This is a genomic window from Natronomonas sp. EA1, assembly GCF_051195035.1.
Classification (GTDB): domain Archaea; phylum Halobacteriota; class Halobacteria; order Halobacteriales; family Haloarculaceae; genus JBNTJV01.
In genome coordinates, this window is record NZ_JBNTJV010000001.1 from 108,003 (window position 1) to 128,717 (window position 20,715).

General features: G+C 67.8%; 22 protein-coding genes. 8 read left to right on the plus strand and 14 right to left on the minus strand.

The features are described from left to right. Window positions 1-93: 93 nt before the first annotated feature. The 4 genes from ACQUQR_RS00635 to ACQUQR_RS00650 all read left to right on the plus strand — a co-directional run bounded on the left by ACQUQR_RS00635 (window position 94) and on the right by ACQUQR_RS00650 (window position 3,776). Complete coding sequence (locus ACQUQR_RS00635) at window positions 94-783, plus strand: DUF4013 domain-containing protein (protein ID WP_435193932.1); 690 nt, start codon at window positions 94-96, stop codon at window positions 781-783. 72 nt (window positions 784-855) lie between these two features. Beyond that, window positions 856-1,959 (plus strand): DUF4013 domain-containing protein, encoded by a 1,104-nt coding sequence (locus ACQUQR_RS00640; RefSeq protein ID WP_435193934.1) that lies wholly within the window; start codon window positions 856-858, stop codon window positions 1,957-1,959. A gap of 31 nt (window positions 1,960-1,990) precedes the next feature. After that, complete coding sequence (locus tag ACQUQR_RS00645; protein ID WP_435193935.1) at window positions 1,991-2,674, plus strand: DUF4013 domain-containing protein; 684 nt, start codon at window positions 1,991-1,993, stop codon at window positions 2,672-2,674. A gap of 34 nt (window positions 2,675-2,708) precedes the next feature. Then, the gene (locus ACQUQR_RS00650) at window positions 2,709-3,776 is read left to right on the plus strand and encodes an mRNA surveillance protein pelota (protein WP_435193936.1); all 1,068 of its coding nucleotides are present in this window, start codon (window positions 2,709-2,711) and stop codon (window positions 3,774-3,776) included. A 6-nt stretch (window positions 3,777-3,782) separates the two neighbouring features. Here ACQUQR_RS00650 and ACQUQR_RS00655 read toward each other — a convergent pair whose 3' ends face one another. Next, window positions 3,783-4,940: a sensor histidine kinase gene (locus ACQUQR_RS00655; protein WP_435193938.1), complete on the minus strand. Its 1,158-nt coding sequence runs from the start codon at window positions 4,938-4,940 to the stop codon at window positions 3,783-3,785. Window positions 4,941-4,982: 42 nt separating this feature from the next. Continuing rightward, window positions 4,983-5,747, minus strand: coding sequence for an MBL fold metallo-hydrolase (locus ACQUQR_RS00660; RefSeq protein ID WP_435193939.1), 765 nt, complete (start codon window positions 5,745-5,747; stop codon window positions 4,983-4,985). Between the two features lie 72 nt (window positions 5,748-5,819). On the opposite strand from ACQUQR_RS00660, the gene ACQUQR_RS00665 reads away from it, so the two are divergent. Both ACQUQR_RS00665 and ACQUQR_RS00670 read left to right on the plus strand, forming a co-directional pair. Continuing rightward, window positions 5,820-6,431, plus strand: a complete 612-nt coding sequence (locus tag ACQUQR_RS00665) for an MBL fold metallo-hydrolase (protein WP_435193941.1) — start codon at window positions 5,820-5,822, stop codon at window positions 6,429-6,431. 139 nt (window positions 6,432-6,570) lie between these two features. Beyond that, window positions 6,571-7,323: a YIP1 family protein gene (locus ACQUQR_RS00670; RefSeq protein ID WP_435193943.1), complete on the plus strand. Its 753-nt coding sequence runs from the start codon at window positions 6,571-6,573 to the stop codon at window positions 7,321-7,323. 588 nt (window positions 7,324-7,911) lie between these two features. On the opposite strand, the gene ACQUQR_RS00675 is transcribed toward ACQUQR_RS00670, so the two are convergent. The 3 genes from ACQUQR_RS00675 to ACQUQR_RS00685 all read right to left on the minus strand — a co-directional run bounded on the left by ACQUQR_RS00675 (window position 7,912) and on the right by ACQUQR_RS00685 (window position 10,126). Continuing rightward, a complete protein-coding gene (locus ACQUQR_RS00675; RefSeq protein WP_435193944.1) occupies window positions 7,912-8,130 on the minus strand; it encodes a hypothetical protein in 219 nt (72 codons plus the stop codon). 217 nt (window positions 8,131-8,347) lie between these two features. After that, on the minus strand, window positions 8,348-9,400 hold the full coding sequence (locus ACQUQR_RS00680; protein ID WP_435193945.1) for an NAD(P)/FAD-dependent oxidoreductase: 1,053 nt from the start codon (window positions 9,398-9,400) through the stop codon (window positions 8,348-8,350). A 45-nt stretch (window positions 9,401-9,445) separates the two neighbouring features. Then, window positions 9,446-10,126: an MBL fold metallo-hydrolase gene (locus ACQUQR_RS00685; RefSeq protein WP_435193946.1), complete on the minus strand. Its 681-nt coding sequence runs from the start codon at window positions 10,124-10,126 to the stop codon at window positions 9,446-9,448. Between the two features lie 75 nt (window positions 10,127-10,201). On the opposite strand from ACQUQR_RS00685, the gene ACQUQR_RS00690 reads away from it, so the two are divergent. After that, window positions 10,202-11,053, plus strand: a complete 852-nt coding sequence (locus ACQUQR_RS00690) for a succinylglutamate desuccinylase (protein ID WP_435193947.1) — start codon at window positions 10,202-10,204, stop codon at window positions 11,051-11,053. Here the strand turns inward: ACQUQR_RS00690 and ACQUQR_RS00695 are convergent, their stop codons facing one another. The 5 genes from ACQUQR_RS00695 to ACQUQR_RS00715 form a co-directional block, all read right to left on the minus strand. Beyond that, window positions 11,054-12,736, minus strand: a complete 1,683-nt coding sequence (locus tag ACQUQR_RS00695; protein ID WP_435193948.1) for a tRNA uridine(34) 5-carboxymethylaminomethyl modification radical SAM/GNAT enzyme Elp3 — start codon at window positions 12,734-12,736, stop codon at window positions 11,054-11,056. 38 nt (window positions 12,737-12,774) lie between these two features. Further along, window positions 12,775-14,850, minus strand: a complete 2,076-nt coding sequence (locus ACQUQR_RS00700; protein WP_435193950.1) for a DHH family phosphoesterase — start codon at window positions 14,848-14,850, stop codon at window positions 12,775-12,777. A 396-nt stretch (window positions 14,851-15,246) separates the two neighbouring features. Next, entirely contained in the window at window positions 15,247-15,510 is a 264-nt protein-coding gene (locus tag ACQUQR_RS00705) for a hypothetical protein (RefSeq protein WP_435193952.1), read from the minus strand. Between the two features lie 43 nt (window positions 15,511-15,553). Next, entirely contained in the window at window positions 15,554-16,213 is a 660-nt protein-coding gene (locus ACQUQR_RS00710) for a YIP1 family protein (protein WP_435193954.1), read from the minus strand. Between the two features lie 56 nt (window positions 16,214-16,269). After that, window positions 16,270-16,854, minus strand: a complete 585-nt coding sequence (locus ACQUQR_RS00715; RefSeq protein WP_435193956.1) for a thymidine kinase — start codon at window positions 16,852-16,854, stop codon at window positions 16,270-16,272. 99 nt (window positions 16,855-16,953) lie between these two features. Between ACQUQR_RS00715 and ACQUQR_RS00720 the strand changes: the two genes are divergently transcribed. Continuing rightward, on the plus strand, window positions 16,954-17,898 hold the full coding sequence (locus tag ACQUQR_RS00720; protein ID WP_435193958.1) for a hypothetical protein: 945 nt from the start codon (window positions 16,954-16,956) through the stop codon (window positions 17,896-17,898). On the opposite strand, the gene ACQUQR_RS00725 is transcribed toward ACQUQR_RS00720, so the two are convergent. Genes ACQUQR_RS00725 through ACQUQR_RS00740 form a run of 4 tightly spaced genes read right to left on the minus strand, consistent with a single transcriptional unit; the run spans window position 17,899 to window position 20,667 of the window. Beyond that, a complete protein-coding gene (locus ACQUQR_RS00725) occupies window positions 17,899-18,477 on the minus strand; it encodes an NADPH-dependent FMN reductase (RefSeq protein ID WP_435193959.1) in 579 nt (192 codons plus the stop codon). A 55-nt stretch (window positions 18,478-18,532) separates the two neighbouring features. Further along, complete coding sequence (locus ACQUQR_RS00730; protein ID WP_435193960.1) at window positions 18,533-18,706, minus strand: hypothetical protein; 174 nt, start codon at window positions 18,704-18,706, stop codon at window positions 18,533-18,535. 39 nt (window positions 18,707-18,745) lie between these two features. Further along, on the minus strand, window positions 18,746-19,717 hold the full coding sequence (locus ACQUQR_RS00735) for a quinone oxidoreductase family protein (protein ID WP_435193961.1): 972 nt from the start codon (window positions 19,715-19,717) through the stop codon (window positions 18,746-18,748). 47 nt (window positions 19,718-19,764) lie between these two features. Next, window positions 19,765-20,667: an A/G-specific adenine glycosylase gene (locus tag ACQUQR_RS00740; protein ID WP_435193963.1), complete on the minus strand. Its 903-nt coding sequence runs from the start codon at window positions 20,665-20,667 to the stop codon at window positions 19,765-19,767. Window positions 20,668-20,715 lie beyond the last annotated feature (48 nt).

Consider the following 20,715-nt stretch of genomic DNA (forward strand, 5'->3'; position numbering starts at 1 on the left):
TGTCAGTACACAAGAAATGCTTATCAAGTCGTTCGGCGTCCTACTGAGAGTACTCACGCGAGGAGTCGCATCGCGCGTGAGCGGTGTACCATCATGTTCGAAACCGCTATCAACTACCCCAGACAGGGCGAGAAACCGTGGATGACCATCCTCATCGGTGGGCTCCTCTCGCTGTTCAGCTTCCTCATCATCCCGGCGTTCATCGTCCTCGGCTACACGATTCGCGTCCTCCGGCACACGATGGAGGGCGAGGAGGCCCCCCCGCGGTTCGCCGAGTGGGGTGCCCTGCTCGTCGACGGGCTGAAGGCGTTCGTCGTCCTCCTCGCGTACTTCATCGTCCCGGCGATCATCGTCGGGCTCAGCGTCGGTGGCGTCGCGCTCGCGGCCATCACGGGCGGTGAGCCGTCGCTCGCGGCGCTCGGCGGGGCGTTCATCGGCCTCTCCGTCGCGGGGCTGCTCGCGCTCGCGCTCTGGTACGTCGCGCCCGCGGGGCTCGCGAACTTCGCGAAGACCGGCTCGCTGTCGGCAGCCTTCGCGGTCGGCGAGCTGAAGCAGGCGGCGTTCTCCGCGAGCTACGCCAAACACTGGGCGCTCGCGCTCGTCGTCCTCCTCATCGCCGGTGCGCTCGCCGGCGCGCTCGCCGCGACCGGTATCGGCGCGATCCTCGGCGTGTTCGTGGAGTTCTACGCGCTCGTCGTCGCGTACTACCTCTACGCCCGTGGCTTCGACGCCGCGATGGCGTTCGAGGAGACGGAGGCCGTCACCGGCCAGCCCGCGGCCTGACCCCGTCGATCCACGGGACGGCCCCCGTATCGAGACCGACTTTTAAGTCACCCCCCGGCGAACGGAGTAGCTATGTTAGGAGCGGCTTTCGACTTCCCCACGTCCGGGTCTCGTGGCCCACGGTCCGTTCTGGTCGGTGGGCTCCTCGTCCTCGTGAGCGCGCTCCTGCTCAACGTCCCGCTCTCGTTCGTCGACCCCGAGGCCCCGCTGCGGCCACAGGCGATCTATCTCGGTGTCGCCACCCTCTCCGTCGTCCCCGTCGTCCTCCTGCGTGGCTACCACCTCCGCGTGTTCCGGCAGGTGACGACCCACGCCGAGCCGGAGGCGCCGGGGTTCGGCGGCCTCGTCGGCCTCGTCGGTGACGGGCTCCGCGCGGTGGTCGTCGCGGTCGCCTACGCCCTCCCGGTCGCCGTCTTCGGCGGACTCGCCGCGGCCGGCCAGTTCACGGGCGAGCTGGGGCTGACCCCGGCCGTGGAGTCCGTCCTCCGGAACGTCGCCGGCGTCTCGCTCGTCCTCGCGCTGTTCTCGGTGCTCGCCGCGGCGTACCTCCTCCCCGCCGCCCTCGCGAACCTCGCGTACCACGGCCGCCTCGGTGCGGCGTTCCACCTCCGTCGGCTCGTTTCGGGGACGCTCACGGAGGACTACGTGGTCGGCTGGGTCGGCGCGCTCCTCCTGCAGACCGTCGCGTTCCCGGTCGCGTTCGCCCTCCGGGTGCTCGTCGTCGGCTTCTTCCTCCAGTTCATCGTCGCCGTCGCCGTCCGGTACGTCTGGGCACACGCCGCGGCGGACGGCCTGGGGCTCGAACCGACCGTCGCCCCCGCTCCGGAACCGACCGAGGACTCGACCGCCGACCGGCCCGACGAGCCCGTTCCCGCGATCCGCCCCGTCGACCCCGTTCCCGCGATCCGCCCCGTCGACCCCGTTCCCGCGGTTCGGCCCGTCGCGCCGGAGCCAGCGATTCACCGGGTTGCTCCCGAACCGGCCATCCGTCCGGTCCAGCCAGCGACGGACGGGACGGGGGCAGCCGAAGCGGACGCCGACAGGGCGGATTCGGGCGATTCCGAGCGGAGCGCGGACGAGGATGCAGATGTGGATGCGGACGAGGAGACGGACGAGGAGGAATCACCCCCTGAGACGACGATCGACGAGTGGTCGTTCGGCGAGGACCGGGCGTAGGTATATACATCAGACCGCAGAACTCACCCCCATGTTAGGCGAAGCCGTCGGGTTCCCGAAGCGTGGCGACAGCTGGCTGAAGACGATCCTCATCGGCGGAATCCTCTCGTTGCTCTCGTTTCTCATCATCCCCGCGTTCTTCCTGCAGGGCTACTTCCTGCGGGTGCTCGCGGCGGGTGCCCGCGAGGACCCCGAGCCGCCGACGTTCTCCGACTGGGGGGACCTGTTCGTCACGGGGCTGTTGTTCATCGTCATCGCCATCGGCTACTTCATCGTCCCGACGGTGCTGTTGGTGCTCGTCACCGTCATCGTCGGCGTCGGCACCGTCGCCAGCGGCGGGCCCCCGGACCCCAGTGTCGTGGCCGGCGCGGGGATCGCCTCGCTGCTCGTCCTCGCGCTCGCCGTCCTCATCTACCTGCTGGCGGCGTATCTCCTACCGGCGGCCGCGACGAACTACGCGGTGACGGGTGAGCTCGGCGCGGCGTTCCGCTTCGGGACGGTGTTCGAGATGGCGCTCACGGCCGACTACGCCGTCGGCTGGCTGCTCGCCATCATCGTCGGTATCGTCTTCGGGGTCGTCGGCGCCGCACTCAGCGTCATCATCGTCGGGATCTTCATCACGTTCTACGGGCAGATGGCGACCTACTACCTGCTCGGTAACGGTGCGGGTCGGTCGGGTGCGGTCGGCGGATCGAGGGCAGCCGTGGCCGAATAGCAGGGTACTTTCCGTCGGGTCACGGAGTTCGGGTATGCGCATCGCCGACCGCACGCGGGTCGAGGGCCGACGGGAACGCATCACGGTGGTCCCCGAGAGCCTCGACGACCTGTGGCATCTCACCTACGTGCTGGAGCCCGGTGACAACGTCTCGGGTGACACCACCCGTCGCATCCAGCGCGACGACGACATGACGCGCGATACGGGCGGTGAACGCGAACACCTCTGGGTCAAACTCGAGGTGGACGAGGTGGAGTTCGCGAAGTTCGCCAACCGGCTGCGGGTCTCAGGCACCATCGTCGACTGTTCCCGCGAGGACCAGCTCGGCTACCACCACACCCTCAACATCGAGGAGCGGACGGAGTTCGACATCGAGAAGGAGTGGAAGACGGACCAACTGGAGCGACTCCAGGAGGCCGTCGAGGCCGCGGAGAACCCCGACGTGGTCATCGCGACCATCGAGGAGGGGGAGGCGTACGTCCACACCGTCGCGCAGTACGGCGTCGAGGAGCGGGCGACCATCACGGCGCCCACGGGGAAAGGGGAGTTCGCTCGCCCCCGCGAGGAGCTGTTCTCGCAGCTGTACGAGGTGCTCAAACGTATCGACTGCGAGGCAATCATCCTCGCGGGTCCCGGGTTCACCAAACAGGACGCGCTCGACTACATCGAAGAGCAGGACCAGGAGCTCCCGTCGAAGATCACGACCGTGGACACCTCTTCCGCGGGTGGTCGGGGGGTCCACGAGGTGCTGAAACGCGGGGCCGTCGACCGGGTGCAGGCGGAGACCCGCATCGCGAAGGAGGCCGAGCTCATCGACGAGCTGATGACCCGCATCGGAGAGGGAGCGAAGGCCACCTACGGCGTCGACGAGACGTACAAGGCCGCGGAGTTCGGCGCCATCGAGACGCTGCTCATCCTCGACACCCGCCTCAGACAGGAGCGGGCGGGGGAGGGAGACTGGGAGATCGACGCGAACGACCTCATCGATACGGTCGAACAGAAGGGTGGCGAAGTGACGGTGTTCTCGGGGGAGTTCGCCCCCGGTGAACAGCTGAAGAACCTCGGCGGGGTGGCGGCGCTGCTCCGATACCGGCTCCAGTAGCCCGAATCAGAACTCCTCGCCCCGGACGCGGGTCCGGAGCTCGATCCGTGCCCCGCCGTCGGGACTCTCGCCTGCGACGGCGTCCCAGCCGTGTGCGTCGGCGATGCGATCGACGATGGCGAGCCCCAGTCCCGTGCTGTCGCCCCCGGAGTGGCCGCGCTCGAAGACGGCTTCACGACTCGATTCGGGGATGCCTGGGCCGTCGTCGTCGACGGCGAACCCCTCCGTCGTCGCGCGGAGGGTGACGGTCACGTCGGGTCCCCCGTGGGTCAGCGCGTTCTTCAGGAGGTTCTCGACGAGGGTGCGGACGCGCTGGGCGTCCCCCCGGACGGTGCGGTCCGACTCGACGGTTAGTGCGTCCGGCCTGCCACCGAGGTCGCTCCACGCAGCGCGCGCGATGCGGCCGACCGCGACGTCACCCGCGTCGGCGACCGGCTGTTCGGACTTCGAGAGGGTGAGAAGCGAGTCGATGCGGGTGTCGATGGTCGTGAGCGCTCGTTCGACGGTGTCGAAATCGGGATCCGACAGCTCCAGCTGGCCGAGCGCGATGGCGAGCGGGTTGCGGAGTTCGTGGGCGACGAACCCGGGGAACTCCGAGAGCCGGTCGCGGCGGCGTTCGAGTTCCCGTTCGCGGTTCCGGCGTTCGAGCGCCGTGCCGAGCCACTCCGCGAGGGTCTCGAGGAACCGCTCGTCCTCGTCGTCGAACCCGCGTTCGCGGGGCTCCTCACCCATGAAACAGAGCGTCCCGAACTGTTCTCCGTCGACCTTGACCGCGGTCCCGATGTAGCAGCGAACGCCGTGTTCGGTGTAGGTCGGGTCGTCCGCGTATCCATCCCTCTCCGCGTCGTTGATGGCGACGAGGCTGCCGTCGGCGACGATGAACCGGCAGTAGGTCTCACCCATCGGGATGCGGGTGCCGGTTTCGAACCCGTCGGCGTCGCCGTGGGTGGTGACGATCGTCAGGTCTTCGTCTGTCGCGCCGAGGAAGCCGAAGGGGGTCCCGAACCACTCACAGCCGATCTCGAGCATCGCCTCGACGGTTTCGGTGAACGTGCGGTCGCGGTCTCCGGAGAGCGCGAACAGCCGCCGGTAGGCGTGGGCACCGCGTTCGGGAGCCGGGAGATCAGCGAGAGATTTGGAGACGTTCCCGGCATCGTAGGACATACTGGCGGTAAGAGGCGCTCGAACCTATAAGTACGGGCCTGTTCAATCAAGCCCGCCCGCCTCGCGCAGGGTGATCGTCAGATCGTCGCGGGCCACGCGCACGTCTCCATCGAACCGCTCGCGGACCGCGTTGATCATCGCCTCGTGGTTCCCGTCCGTGTGGGGGTAGAGGTGGGTGAGATACACCCGGCCGATGTCGTGGCCGGCCAGTGCCTCTCCGAGCTGCGACGGCGTCGGGTGGTTGGAGACGTCGACCTCGTCCGGGAACGAACAGTCGTGCGCGAGGACGACGGAGCCGTCCGCGAGGTCGGCGATGGCCGCCGTGGCCTCGGTGTCGCCGGAGAACGTGAACGCGATCTCCCCCGACTCGAACCGGTAGGCGAACGAGCGCATCGAGTGGACGCCCTCGACGGCCTCGACGTCGTAGCCCGCGAGCTCGAAGCTCCCGGCCTCGACCTCCCGGACGGTGAGCTCGAGTCGTCCCCGCAGGTAGTCGTGCACGTCGAGCAGCCCCTCGACGAGTTCGCGGGTCCCCGCGGGCCCGACCACGGTCAGGTCGTCCGCGCCCGCGAGCCACCGGGCCTTGTAGAACGCCATGAGGTCCGAGACGTGGTCGAGGTGGTGGTGCGTGAGGAGGACGGTGTCCACCCCCTCGTAGCCGACCTCCGTCCGGGCGAGCGCGGAGAGGACGCCGCTCCCGCAGTCCACGAGCAGGGGGTCGGCGGACTCGCTTTCGAGGAGCAGCCCCGTCTGTGCGCGGTCGCCGGTCGGCATCGCGCTCCCGGTGCCGAGGAAGGTGACCTTCATATCTCCCCTGCCGCGGCGAGCGACCAAGAACCCACCCACAGAGCTACGGTCCTCCCGACCGACTTCTCTAGCATGGCTGACGTGACCGAACTCATCGACGGCGGCTTCGACATCACGTGCGTGCCCGGCCCGGAGCCGGAGCGCATCCGTGCGTTCCTCTTCGACGACGGGACGCTCGTGGACACCGGCCTCTCCGACTCCACGGACGCCCTCCTCGACGGTATCGAGCAGACGGGTGTCACTCCCGAGCGGGTCGTCATCACCCACGCCGACGGCGACCACATCGGTGGCCTCGATGCGGTGCGCGAGGCCTACGACCTGGAGGTCTACCTCCCCGTCGGCACGCCCCCCGAACACGACGCGGGCCACTACTACGGCGAGGGGGACGCTATCGGCGACTTCGTGGCGATCCACCTCCCCGGCCACCGCGGTCACCAGCACGCGCTCGTCTCCGAATCGAGAGGGGTGGCCGTCCTCGCCGACGCGCTCTCCGGGGCCGACCAGCGCGGCTTCCCGGCCGGGTATTTCCACCTCCCACCGGAGACCTACTCCGAGGACCTGAGCCGCGCGGAGCGCTCGCTGGAGAAGCTCTTAGCGTACGAGTTCGACGTCGGGCTCGTGTTCCACGGCTCGTCGGTGCTGGAAGGGGCGCGAGCGCGGCTGGACGACTACGTGTTCCAATAGGGATTTGCGGAAGTCTTCATACCCCTCGTCGTTGCAGAACGCCGGTCTATCGAAGCATGGTCAATCGCTATTGAGGTAGACATACGTCGATATACGGCACATATTAATGCTTATCCTCGCGTCGGCTATCGCCGGTCGTGTGTCCCCCTCGATTCCGTTCCTTCACCCTAGCAGTGCGTTTGAGGCCAACGATTACTCGATCGAACGTGCCCTCGCCGTCGTCGGGGTGGTCGGACTCATTTCGGCACTCGCGTTGGCCGGATTCGGGGTCGTACTACAATCGACGATTCCGTCGACGGTGACTGTCGAGAATCCGGATCATCCCCCTGCATCCGCCTGTGATGATGACCGACTCGGGGGAAACATGACGGTCGACGGAGAAAATATCACGTTCGGAACGCCCGAAGCGTGTGCGGAGGCACGCCAGATTCCTGCACAGCGTCTCGTCTGGCGTGTACTGGGCCCGCGGCTACCGTTTGAGTTCTTGTCAGCATTCGTCAGTTGGCTCGTCGTTGGCGGGACCTTTCACGTGTTCACACGGACTGACGACGAGTCCGCGAGGGGACCACTGGTCGTCACCGCGTGGGGGACCGTTCCTCAGGCCATCGGCACGGTACTCACGGTGACCGTGCTCTCGGTGTCGGTACTTCTCGGGTCCGCCCCGGTAGCCGCATCGTTCGAGGCGTCACTACAGCGACTCGAAACTGCCGTCCGCGCGAGTATCCCTCTTGCGTTCACCATCACTGTGGGCACGACTCTCTGGAGCGGGTGGATTCACTATCACGGTCTCAGGGCCGTCCGTGAGCTAGATCGAAGACAGGCACTCGAAGCGGTTTCCCTTGTAGCAGCTACAGGACTGCTCTTGTCACTCTGGTCGTTGTTATCGCTGTAAACCTACTTCTCTGCGACCGGTGCACCGCTCCCGTGACCGGTGATACTGCTGGGAACTCCGCTAATCCCATCGCCCGATGTGGACGGTTCGAGGTCAACCGACACGCACACTCTGTCCAGTAGAGGCTCAGCGAGCTACCGAATAGCTGTCAGCACGGACGTACGAAGTATAGAGGGTGTACACAGCACGTTACACTTCGGGGATCAGAGTCGTTTGAGTTGGCCGTTACAGCACAGGCGCGACTCATCTGCCGTCTTGCTGATTGTTTGTGTGACATCCTCCCACGACTGAAGTCGTGGGCTTCCCACGCCCGTTTGCGCTGGGTTGGGAACTTACGTTTACGACCCGACGCGCCGATGGGAGTGCCACGCCCCCGTTACTCCTATCCTGTGAAGGACTCGGAGGTATCTGATTGTTTAACGTCGGTTGGGTCGTCCGAAGGCTTACTTTTTGATGAGGCAAACACCAAGTCAACTGCCAGTTTTCGGACGGTCAATCACGATGGGGTACCATCGCAACGACGATCACAGAAACGACGTGTGGGCACTCAACTGTTGTGGTTACAGTGGTTGCAAACCGTTCGGCGATTCATCCCACGACTGAAATCGTGGGTTTTCTCGCCTCATCTCTATAAAAACTGAGCACTCCGGCAAGTACCACCAATCCCACACCAATGGTCAAACCGGCATAGAGAACTGTCATCTCCTCAGCTATCGCGATAATAACGGTGAATACTGCTGTCGTAAGTATACTCACTGGCAAAATTATTTCATTTACACTATACTCAGACAGTATTCCTTCGCTCATCAAGCTCCGTTATAAGCTACAGAAACATAGAATTGAGCGTGATTGAGCGGAGTTCTACTGATTCACTAGCTTATCTGTATCGGTGTGAAACCATCAGTAGCCGGTTTCTGAACGTACACTCTGTACGTCGCACTAAGACCGAGAAGTTCGAGTGACCGACTCGTGCCGTGTATCTTGCACGCTGATTCTGTCAATGAATCGGGAGACTCGCGCAAAACTATGAGTTGCTCCGATGATCCGCACGAATCCGCTCGCCCACATCGAGCCCGTTCCGTAACGCGAGATGAACCCTCCCCTCCCCGGCGACCCAGTCGCCGGCGAAGAACAGCCCCGCGTCCTCGGCCGACTCGATGGTCGCCTTGTCGACGCCCTCGTCGGGGAGGGCGTAGCGCCAGCCCATGTAATCCGTCCAGTCCGGGTCCCGGAGCCGATCCTCTCCCAGGAGCTCCGCGACGGCCTCGGTCAGTTCCTCCATCGTCTCCTCCTCGTCGTCCTCGTAGCGCGCCGTCGACCAGTCGGGGGCCATCTGCGCGACCAGCAGGCTCTCGCCGTCGGGGACGTGGCCGTCTTTCAGCTCCTCGCGGGCGACCCACCCCACGTCGTGGTTCCGGTCCGTGTTCACGAGCGCGTACCACGGCTCGTCGCGCTCGAACTCGTAGTGGAGGACGCCCGTGATGATGCTCCGGTAGGGGACGGCCGCGACGGCCTCTGCCAGCGTCTCGCGGCGGTCGTCGGCCCACTCGGTGTCCCGGAGGAGCTGGGTGGTCTGGGGGGCCGGCGGGGTCAGGAGGAGGGTGTCGAACGCGCCCAGGTCGGTGTCGTCGGTGTCGTAGAGCCGCCAGCGCCCGGCGTCCTCGTCGGCCCCCTCGTCGCGGACGATACGCTCGATGCGGGTCTCGCGCTGGACCTCCGTCTCCGCGAGCGAGAACAGGCGCTTCGCGATCTGGGTGATCCCCTCGGTGTAGGTCCACTTGTGGTCCTCGCCGTCGCGCCCCTCGTCGATGGCCCCCGACGAATCGAACGTCCACACCGGCTCCTCGATGTCGACCAGCCCGTCCGTGTCGACCGTCTCCGTGAGGAGGTCGTTCACCTTCGGGTCCTTCGATTTCACGTAGTTCGCCCCGTAGTCGTAGGTGCAGTCGCCGCGCCGGCGGGTGGCCGCGCGCCCGCAGACGCCGCGTGACTTCTCGAAGACGGTGACGGACTCCTCGCGGAGGGTGTAGGCGGCGGCCGCGCCCGCCGCGCCCGCGCCGACGATGGCGATGTCCATACCCGACCCAGGGACGGCGGGGAGAAAAACGCGGGTGTCCCGGCACTACACGCGGGCGGCGACCCGGTCGATGGCGGCCGTGGCACCCTCGAGCACGGGGTCGCCGTGGGCCATCCCGACGATGTCGACGCCCGTCGCGCGGTCGGCGAACGTCCGGATGGACGACCGGAGCTCGTGCATGTCGTAGGAGTCGAGCCAGAAGGGCGGGGTGAGCTCGCCGCCGTCCTCCCACAGCAGGTCACCGGTGAGTGCGAGCCCCAACTCCTCGTGGACGTAGACGGTGTGGCCGGGGTTGTGTCCCGGCGTGTGGACGGCCTCGAACCCCCCGATGCGGTCCCCGTCGTCGACGCCGGTTATCTCCCGGTCGGTGAGGGGGAACAGCCGGCGGGCGGCGCGGTGGAACGCCCCCTTGTGGTGGAACAGCGGGGGTGTCCAGTCGCCCCGGAGGAGGTCGAGGTCGGTCGCCCCGAGATACACCGCGGCGTCGGGGAGCGCGCCCAGGCCTCCGACGTGGTCGATGTCGTAGTGGGTGAGCAGCACGCGGTCGACCTCCTCGGGGCTGTAGCCCGCCGCGGCGAGCTCGTCGCGCATGGAGGGGTAGTTGACGGGCAGCCCGGTGTCGACGAGGGTCACGTCCCGGTCGTCGACGAGATACACGTTCGTCGCCAGCGGTGGGACGAGCCCAAGCTCCAGGAGCCAGACCCCGTCGGCGAGGCGCTTTGCCATGGGTACGGATGGATCTCGAGCGTTAAATCGTCGCCGCCCGGGCCGTTTATGCGGCTCGCGCCTGGACGAACTGGTATGGTAGCTGTCGAGCCAGACGTGACGACACACGGCCCCGGCGACCCCGAGATCGCCCTCGTCGGCGGCGTCCACGGCGACGAGCCGTCGGGCGTGCGTGCGGTCGAGCGCCTGCGCGAGGCCGCGGAGGCGGGCGATCTCGAGCTGCAACGGGGTATCAAACTGATCATCGCCAATCCGCCAGCGGTCGAGGCGAACGCCCGCTATCTCGATACGGACCTCAACCGTACCTTCCCCGGCGACCCGAACGGGAACCGGGAGGAGCGACTCGCGGCGAAGCTCTGTGCGGAGACCGAGGGGCTGCTCACGTTCTCCATCCACGCGACCCACTCGCAGGACGACCCGATCGCGCTGTTCGACGCCGCCCAGCCCGGGGTGCTCGCGCTCGCCGCCCGGCTCCCCGTCCCCTACATCGTCGACCACCATGGGGTCGCGAGCGGGTCGCACTCCGAGGTGAACGACGTGCTCACCGTCGAGGCCGGCTGTCAGGGGACCGAGGCCGCCGCGGTGACGGCCGAGAAGCTCGCCATCGACTTCCTGCGGGTCACGGACTGCCTGCCGGGGACGCCCGACACGGCCGACTCCCGGTACTTCTCGATGACCGAGGCGGTCCCCAAACCCCCCTCCGAGTCCTACGAGTTCCTCGCGGAGAACTTCGAACTCGTCCGCGAAGGGGAGGTGTTCGCCCGGGCCGACGGCGAGGCGTTCACGGCCGACGAGGCGTTCTACCCCATCCTCATGAGCGCGGTCGGCTACGCCGACATCTTCGGCTACAAGGGGGCGAAACTCGGCGACTCGCTGGGGGAAGCCCGCGCCGCCATCGAGAACCGTCGCATCCCCGCGGACGATTAGTCAGTTCAGGGTCTTCGAGACGTACGGCCCGTCCTGATAGTAGCCCAGTTTGTCGCGGTAGTACTGCCGGACGCCGATTCCCGAAATCACGGAGAGCTTCGAGTAGCCCGCGTCGCGTGCGAGCTCCTCGGCCTTCTTCAACAGGCGCTTCCCGTACCCCTTGTGCTGGTGGGTGCTCTCGTCGCCGGCCTCACCCATCGCCACCTCACTCCCGTAGACGTGGAGTTCGCGGACGAGCGCGGCGTCCTGGAGCTCTCTCCGGACGGGGTCGTTCGGGAACCGGAGCCGACAGAAGCCCACGAGGAGGTCCTTCTCGAAATCGTCGGACTGCGTCCGACGGTCCGCCGAGCGTCGCTCGGCGAAATCCTCGAAGGAGATGAAGTGTTCCGTCCCGCCGCCGACCTCGTAGGTCATCACGTCCAACTCGACGTTTTCGGGCGTCTCGTCGTTCATGCCCGCTTCCCGACAGCGGATACACTCACAGGTCCACCCGTGTGTCTCCATCTCCTGCCACGCCAACTGTCGGAGGTTGGACTTCCAGACGCCCGCGTCGATGAAGTCGGCCGGGATGTCGCGCTGGACGCGCTGGAGGCGCGTATACCGAGGGATCATGTCCATCACCTCGGCGACGAGCTCGGCCGCCTCCTCGTTGGTGAGGGGGTCGTACTCGTCGCGGCGCCACATATCGTAGGTGATGGTGTCGCGGACGACGAGCGTCGGGTAGATCTTCAGGTAGTCCGGCCGCCAGTCGGGGTTCTCGAACAGCTCGCGGAAGTCCTCTAAACACATCTCCTTCGTCATCCCCGGCTGGCCGGGCATCATGTGGAAGCCGACTTTGAACCCGGAGTCCCGGAGTCTGCGGTTGGCGTCGATGCTGGCCTGTGTGCCGTGGCCGCGGTGCATCTCGCGGTTGATGCGCTCGTAGGTGGTCTGGACGCCGACCTCCACTTTGGTCCCTCCCAGATCGAGCATCCGGTCGATCTGCTCGGGGTCACACCAGTCCGGCTTCGTCTCGAAGGTGGTGCCGATGTTCCGGATCGAGTTGGTCTCGTTCTCGGCGATGACGTCCTCCAGGTAGGCGAACTCCGGGTCCTCCTCGGCGAACGACTTCTCCTCCGCGGGCTGTGGCTCGCAGTCGGGGTCGAAGTCGTTCATCGCCTGCAGCGCGCGCTTGACGAACCACTCCTGGTAATCGTGCGAACGGGCGGTCATCGTCCCGCCCATCAGGATGAGCTCCACCTTGTCGACGGGGTGGCCGATCTGTCGGAGCTGGTGCAGCCGGAGGGTGACCTGCCCGTACGGGTCGTAGTCGTTCTGCACCCCGCGGGCGGCGGCGGGCTCGTGGCCGGTGTACGACTGCGAGGAGCTGAACTCGCTCGCAGGACCGCCGGGACAGTAGAGACACTTCCCGTGCGGGCACATATGCGGCGAGGTCATGATGGCGACCGGGGAGACCCCCGACGCCGTGCGGACGGGCTTGCGCTGGAGCACCGGCTCCAGTTCCTCGCGTCTCCCCTCCGGCGCGGCGTCGAGGATGTCCGCGTTCTTCGGCACCTTCGGCGCGGAGAACTCCGAACACGCCGCCAGCTTCGCGGATTCCACGTCGTCCTCGTCGATCTCGCCGGCGAGGATACGCTCCGCGAGGGTCTCACAGACCCGCTGGAACGCATCGTCACTACTCATTACCGGGGAGAAGAGACGGACGAAGAAATGTGGTGCGGTTACAGGCGGTCGGCGACCGTCTCGACGACGGCGTCGAGGACGGCCTCGCGCTCGCCCGAGAGGAAGACGAGCTTGCCCGTGCGGGCGCCGCGGGCGGAGAGCCCGGCGTTCGCGAGCTCCTCACCGGCCGCGGCGGCGATGTCGCGGAGGTCGAGGTCCGCGTCGGCGCGGACGAGGAGTTCGTCGGCGGCCACCCCGACCGTGACGTCCCAGTCCTCGCGCTCGCGGTGGAGCGCGTCGAGCAGCAGCGCCGTCGGCGGGAAGTCGAAGCGGTGGGTGAACTTGTCCGTGTCGAGCACGGCGAACGTCTGCCCACCCGCCTCCCGCGTCTCGAGGTTCGCGCGAGCGGTCCGGAGTTCGGTGCCGAGCTTCTCGCGGAACTGCTCTGACACCTGCGCCGCGAGCCCGTGCTGCTGTTCAAAGAGGAGATCGATGATGAGTTCGCGTTTGTCCTCGTAGCTCTGGTAGTACGCTTCGAGAGCGATGGCTTCGCGGAGCTCCTCGGCGGCCTCGGCGTCGATGCCGGCCTCCTCGGCGAGGGCGGCGTACGCCTCCGGCGTGTCTTCCCAGTAGGAGATGGCGGGGAGGTGCCCGAGATCACCGCGCACGTCCTCGTTGATGGCCGCGGCGACGGTGGCGGCGAGGGTGCTCGCCGTGCGCTCGCCGTCGGCGGAGACGACGGTGTCGACGGCCTCGCCGACCTCGTCGTCGACCGGGAGCCCGTCGACCACGACGTGGTCCGCGCCGTAGACGGAGAGCAGGCCGATGCCGTCGAGCGAGTCGGCCGTGGAGCCGGCGGCGGCGAAGACGAACAGCGGGAGCTTCTCGTCGTGGCGCTCCTGATTGTCGAGCATCCGGGTCACGTCGCCCGTCGCGTCGTCGAGGTCGTAGACGCCGTCCTCGAGCGGGCGGCGGTCGAAGTAGTGGTAGGAGGCGTCGGCGTTGGCGTGCTCCTCCTTCACGAGCGGGAGGACGGCACGCTCGATGGCGGCACCGGCGACGTAGCCGTCAGTCGTGGCGTTGTGCCGGATGACGACCGGGCGCGACTCGAAGACGGCGCGGCGGATCGTCGCGGCGGCGGACTGGATATCCTCGGTGACGCCGGCGACCACGTCGTCCTCGGCGAGCGGCTCGACGGTCTCGGGTGTTGCCTGTTCGTCGAGGGCGTCCTCCATGCGGCCGAGGACGGCCTCGCGCTCCTCGCCCTCGAGGACGAGCAGCGTCTCGGTTTCGAGCTGAATCTCGTCGCGGCGGACGCGCACCTCGCCGTCGAGCCGGACGATGTCGCCCGTCTCGACCTCGGGGTACGCGCGGACGCCGGGCTCGATGAACGCGGCGGCGTCGACGACACCGGTCTCGTCGCGGAGCTCGAAGACGGTCGGGCCGGAGGTCTGTCGAACGCTCACGACCTCACCCTCGACGCGTACGTCGGCACCGACGTTGTCACGCAGGTCCTCGACGGCGACGAGGTCGAGCTCGCGGGACTCGGGCTCCGGTTCGGGCTCCGGCTCGGCCTCTGCTTCGGAGGCTTCCTCAGCGGCCGGTTCGGGCTCCGGTTCCGCTTCCTCGCTCTCGGGTTCCGGCTCCGGTTCGGGTTCCGCTTCCGGCTCCGGGGCCGTCTCGGGTTCGCTCTCGCGTTCGACGGGCTCCGGCTCGGCGTGTGATGACCGTCCTGACGGTTCTTCGTCGACCTCGCCCTCGGGGAGCGTGTCGCCGCTCGGCGTCTGGACGAGGACGCCACGGAAGTCGCGGTCGGACTGGCGGATGGACCAGCCGAGGTCCACGTCGCCGTTGTCACGGATGTTCGTCACCTGCACGTACACCTCGTCGCCGACCTCCCAGTCGAGCGACTCGAGGCGGCGCTTGAGCTTGCTCCGGTGGAGGAGGCCCGTCACGCGGTCCGAGAGGTTCACGAAGACGCCGAAGTCGGCGTAGCCATCGACTTTACCACGGTAATAGCGACCCTGCGTAAGCTGGCCGGGGCGGTCACCCCGGAACTCGAAGACGACGTCCTCCTGGTGGGTCTCACAGATGGGACCCTCGGCAGACGTCCCGCAGATGATACAGTTAGCCATTACGTGCAAACAGCGACCCATCCCCTAAACCCCTGTCGGATTCCCGGCGCGGGCTGGCCCGTGGCGATTCCGGGAGGCGCGGACGCTCCTCACAGTTGACGCAAGGCCGGAAGCCCACGGCTTCAGCCGTGGGAGGAAGGCCGACACGGCAGCGATGGGTAATGGTTTTATTGGCGGCCCCTGGATAGATTGGGAGTCCCTGACAGCCAGATGTGTTGGCAGGGATGGGCTGTCCGTCAGTCAGCCCTGACATCGGGGGCCATCGCCCACCGATAATTAAATTGGCTCCGGGGACTCGGTGCGACCCTATCCAAGCCCACGACTGAAGTCGTGGGTAGCTGACGGCTCCTTCCAGTCGCCGTTCGTCGTTCCGTTGCCTCGCTCCGCTCCGCAACGCTACTCGAAAACGGGGCTGTCCTCCTCCAGCGCCTCGATGCCTCTCGCGACCTCGCGTGCCTGTTCCGGGAACAGCGCGATCTCCACCTCGTTCCCCTCCCCGTCGGAGAACCCCAGTTTCACTCGCTTGTCGCCGAACTCCCGCACGTCGATCCCCTCCACGTCGAACAGCTTCGCCGTCGCGGATTTGTTCGTCGGGCCGACGTTCTGCAGGCTCCCGTCTTTGAGTTCGACCATGAACTCCTCGATGTTCAGATTGAGCATACTCCTCCTTTCGGAGGGACGTACAAAAGCCGCGGGGGCTCGGCTATCTGCCGGGCGGCGTCGTGTCGACGAGTTCGATTCCGAACACCGTTTCGGCGGCGAACAGCCCACCGAAGAGGTAGCCGAAGACGATGACGCCGGGGACGACCGTCACGACCGCCGCGTGCGGAATCGAGACATCGTGGACGGTCGCCATGCCGACGACGAGGAGGCCGACACCCCACAGCGCGAGCAGGAGCCGCCAGCCGGCGACGAGGGTCACGAGCGTCGCACCCGCGCCGGGGGGTGCGGCCACGCCCGCGAGCGCACACGGCGCGGTGGCGTACGCGACGACCTGTACCGTCTCGCTCACCCCCGCCCGCTCGCGGACACCGGCCATCAGGATGAGCGTCTGGATGGCCGCGGTGAGATGGAGCGCGGCGGGCGCGATGATGAGCCCCACGATGCCGAGGCCGACGAGCGCCGACGCGAGCGGCTGGCCGGGGAAGAAGTCGGGACGGGCGCTCGGGAGGAACGCGAACCGGGTCGCGATGTAGACGAGCGCGACGGCGACCCCGAAGACGAGCCCCGGGGCCTGATCACCCGGGGCGACCCCGTTGCGGAAGAAGCGGCGGGGCCGGACGAGGAGTTCGACCCACGCGCGGGCCAGCCCGCGGGGGCCACGCTCGCGCCCGCCGCGGGGGTTCTCGGTCCACGTAGTCACGCGAGAACGTAGCCCCGGGGCCGGTATGACGGTTCCGCTCCCGGTCGCCTCCGCAGTCAGTCGGTGCGGATGACGTGACAGCTGCGACACCGCGCCTCGTACGCCTCCTCCGCGCCGACGAGGATGGTCGGGTCGTCGTAGTGGGCCGGCTCGCCGTCGATGAGCCGCTGGTTCTTCGTCGCGGGTTCGCCACACTGCATGCAGATGGCCTGGAACTTCTCGACGTACTCCGCGACGGCGATGAGCTCGGGGAGGGGGTGGAACGGCTCCCCGCGGAAGGTCTGGTCGGTGCCCGAGACGATGACGCGCCGGCCCTCGGCCGCGAGCTCCTCGCAGGCCTCGACGAGCGTCTCGGAGAAGAAGTTCGCCTCGTCGATGGCGACGACCTGCTCGCCGTTGAGATGCTCGCGGATCTCTGACAGCGGGTCGTCCTGCGAGACGACGGTGGCCTCGATGCGGTTGCCCGCGTGCGAGCCGATGGCCGTCGTGCCGAACCGCTCGTCGAGCGCCGGCGTGAACGCGGCCACCTCCTGTCCCGCGATCTCCGCCCGCCGGACGCGACGCAGGAGCTCCTCCGTCTTCCCCGAGAACATACAGCCAGTGACGACTTCCACCCACCCGGAGTTGGTGATGGCGTGCATAGCGTGTGGGGCCGCGGGCTGTGAGAAAACCGTTGTGTTCTCCCCGCAGCGGGTGTGTCAAGCAGTAGTTATTTGTCACCCAGACCGGTCGTTCCGGTGATGCACCGACGCCACCTCCTGAGCCTCCTCGCCGCGGGCGGCCTCGCCGGCTGTACCTCCCTTTCGGGTGACGCGGGCGGCGGGAGCGACGCCCCCGACTCGTCGGCCTCGTCGACGGCGACGCCCACGCCGGAACCGCTCCCGATGCCCGACGACATCGAGCGCACGGAGTTCGCGCTGCGCGTTCGGTTCCCGGCCGTCACGGACGCCGAGGCGTCGGTTCGCGACGGGACGATCCGGTACCCGGAGCTCGGGGTGGAGTTCCACGCCGCGGCCGCGTACGAGGGGACCACCATCACGGACCGGCAGACGAGCCAGACCCTGCGCGTCGCCCGGGAGCTCCCGAAGGGGGTACCCACCGTGTTCATCGCGCCCGTCTTCCTCGACGGCACCTTCGAGTACCGCATCTACGCCACGGACGCGTTCGTCGGGATGGCCGACTGGACGCTCTCGGTCGGTACCACCGAGTTCGAGACCTCGAAGAGCCGCCCCCTCGCCTTCGAGCGCCACTTCGAGTATCTCAATCGAGCGGTCGTCGAGCAGTCCGCGCTTCCCGGCGCGGACCCGAGGGAGCCGCTCGCGGTGTTCGTGGCGAACTACCCCTACGACCGGGTGAGCGACTCCCCGGACGACGTGACGGGTGTCCTCTCACGCCCCGACAACATCCCGACGACCAGCGAGGTGCCGCAGGCGAACTTCTCCTTCGCATACGACGGCGCGGTGACGGTCCGCCACGAGGGGGGTGACACGCTCGACGCGGCGAACCTCACCGTCGTGGTCGGGAACCGTCCCGCCGAAACCCAGTTCTCCGGCGAGGTACGCGCCGGCGACGCGATAACGGTCTCCGACGTGGATCTCGGGACGACGGTGTACGTCGTCTGGTCGAAAGACGGGCGTTCGGAGCCTCTCGCTCAGTTCGTCGTCTCGCGTGACTCCCCCGCGTAATCAGTCGTCCGCGCCCACGTTCTCCCGGGACTCGAAGGTCCGCGGGTCGGGTTCGATGTTCGCATACTCCACGGCCCGGCGGCCGAGCGTCGCCACCCGCGAGTCGAGCCCCTCGTCGGTGATGCGCCCGTCCTCGATCTTGGTTCGGGCCTGCGGAATCGCGGCCTGGTGGGGGAGCACCCACGCGTTCAGTGCGCGGCAGACGGACCGCAGGTGGTCGAGCGAGGTGACGGGGAACCCGCCGCCGGCGACGGCGAGCAGTCCGACCGTGGTCCCGTCGAACTCGTCGAAGCCGGTGTAGTCGAGGGCGTTCTTCAGCACGCCGGAGTAGGAGCCGTGGTAGACGGGCGTCCCGAGCAGGACGGCGTCAGCGCGGTCGATACGGGCTTTCAGCTCGGCGGCGTCGCCGGCGTCACCGCGGTCGGCGTCGAACACCGGCAGCTCGAACTCGCGGAGGTCGATGAGGTCCGTGCTCGCGCCGAGGAGCTCGGCCTCCTCCAGGGCGCGGTCGAGGCCGACGCGGGTGTAGCTCTCGTCACGGAGGCTGCCACAGACGGCGGCGACGTGGGTGTCGGTCATGCCCTCGCTATCGGGGTCGCCGGGAAAAACACCGGCGATACCTCGTCCCCCGGTGTCACTTCCGCGCTCGCCGGCGGGCGAAATAGAGGTTCGCCGCGCCGAACGTCACCCCGAGGAACAGGGCGAACTCGAGGAGGGGAACGAGCGCCACGCCCTGCGCGTAGCCGACGAGCAGCGCGCCGAAGAACGCCGCACCGGCCGCGACGAGCGCCTCCTTCGTGGGGTCCATGGCCTCGCTTCTCACTCCCGGCGGTTTAGTTTCCCGCTTTCAGAGCGTCACGACGAGCTTCCCGAGGAAACTCTCCTCGGTCACCGCCCGGTGAGCGTCCGCGCCGTCCGCCAGTGGGTAGCTCCGGTCGATGTGCACCTCGATGTCGCCGTCGGCGACCAGCCCGACCACGCGCTCGAGGATCGGGCCGATATCCGGCAACTCGGCGTGGGTCGCCAGATTGGACATGCTCATCCAGTGCATGTCGAGCTCCTTCCCGCGGGCGGGGAGCGTGTCCGCAATCGTCACCTCGCCGTCGGCGATGAACACGAGGTCGGCGCCGAACGCGGCCACCTCGATGTCGCGGTCGATGTACTCCTGCGGCCGGTGGTCGAGCACCACGTCGACGGGGCCGACGGCATCGCGGACGGCCTCGACGAGGTCTTCGCGGGTGTAGTCGACGACGGCGTCGGCACCCAGCTCCGAGAGCGCCTCGTGGTAGGCGGGACGCGCGGTGCAGGCTACGGTCGCGCCCATGGCCCGCGCCAGCTGGACGGCGACGTGGCCGACCCCGCCGTTGCCGCCGTGGACGAGGACGGTGTCGCCCGGTTCGACGCCGGCGTGGTGGACGAACGCCCGCCACGCGGTGACGCCGACGAGCGCGACGGCCGCCCCCGTCTCGAAGGGTACCACCTCGGGAAGCGGGGCGAGCAGGTCGGTCGGGACCGTCGCGTATTCGGCGAACGAGCCGCCGGTGAACCGCCCGGTGTGGAGGCCGGTGGCGACGACGCGGTCACCCTCGCTGTAGCCCTCGACAGTCGGCCCCACTGCGACGACGACGCCCGCGAGGTCCGAGCCGGTGGTCTTCACCGGCGCGGGTGGACGGGCCTCCCGGAGCAGGGCGTCGATGGGGTTGACCGAGGCGGCTCGCATCTCGACCAGCACCTCACCGTGGTCGGGTGTCGGTCGTTCCACCTCCTCGTACTGGAGGACGTCGGTTCCGCCTGGCTCGTGGTAGCGTAGCGCGTACATGGCTGGTGGTCTGCGGGCACGGTGAAAACGGTGTCGCGGGCGCGGACTCAGCGCCGGAGGCTGGCGACCGTCTCGCCCTCCCGGTCCTCGACGGCGACGAGGCCATCCGACTCCAAATCCGAGAGCAGCCCCTCGAGCCACTCCCGGCCGTGGTCGCCCCCATAATCCACCCGGATTCGGGGACCGAGCTCGTCCAGCGGGAGTTCGTCGTACTCCCCGAGCGTCCGGACGATCCGGCCGCGGAACTGGCGACGGCTTCCCTCGAAGCTCGGCTGTGTGGGTACGTCCGGGGCCGTGAAATCCCCCGTCTCGTAGGCGTGACACCACGCTCGCCACGGGCAGCCGGCCTCGTCGCACCGCGGTTTCTTCCCGCAGGCGACCCCGCCGAGTTCCATGATCGCGTTGTTCCAGACTCTCGACTCCCCCTCGGGCATCGCCTCCTGGGCCGCGGCCTCGAACGCCGAATCGTCGTCCGGCACGTCGAACGCGCGGTGGAGCACGCGCTTCACGTTCGTGTCGACGACGGCGTTCCCGGTGTTGAACGCGAACGACGCGACGGCGTTCGCGGTGTAGGGGCCGACGCCCATCAGCTCCTGGAGCTCGTCCGGCTCGGTGGGGAACGCGCCGTCGTACGCCTCGACCACCTGCCGGGCGGCCTCGTGGAGGTACTTCGCGCGGTTGTTGTAGCCGAGCGAGTGGCTCGTCCAGAACCCGACGACGTCCCCCCGGTCTGCCTCCGCGAGGGCCTCGACGGTGGGCCACTCCTCCAGAAAGGCCTCCCACGCCTCGACGACCCTGCCGAGCTGGGTCTGCTGGCTCATCACCTCGCTCACGAGGATCTCGTAGGGGTCCTCGGTGCGACGCCACGGGAACTCGCGGTGGTCGGCCTCGTACCACGCGATGAGCGCCTCCTGGATCTCGGGAAGCGATTCGTGGAGCGCCTCGGTCATTGGGGCTCCTACCCGACGGCGGCGCTTAGGGGTGGCGCTTCCGGCCCC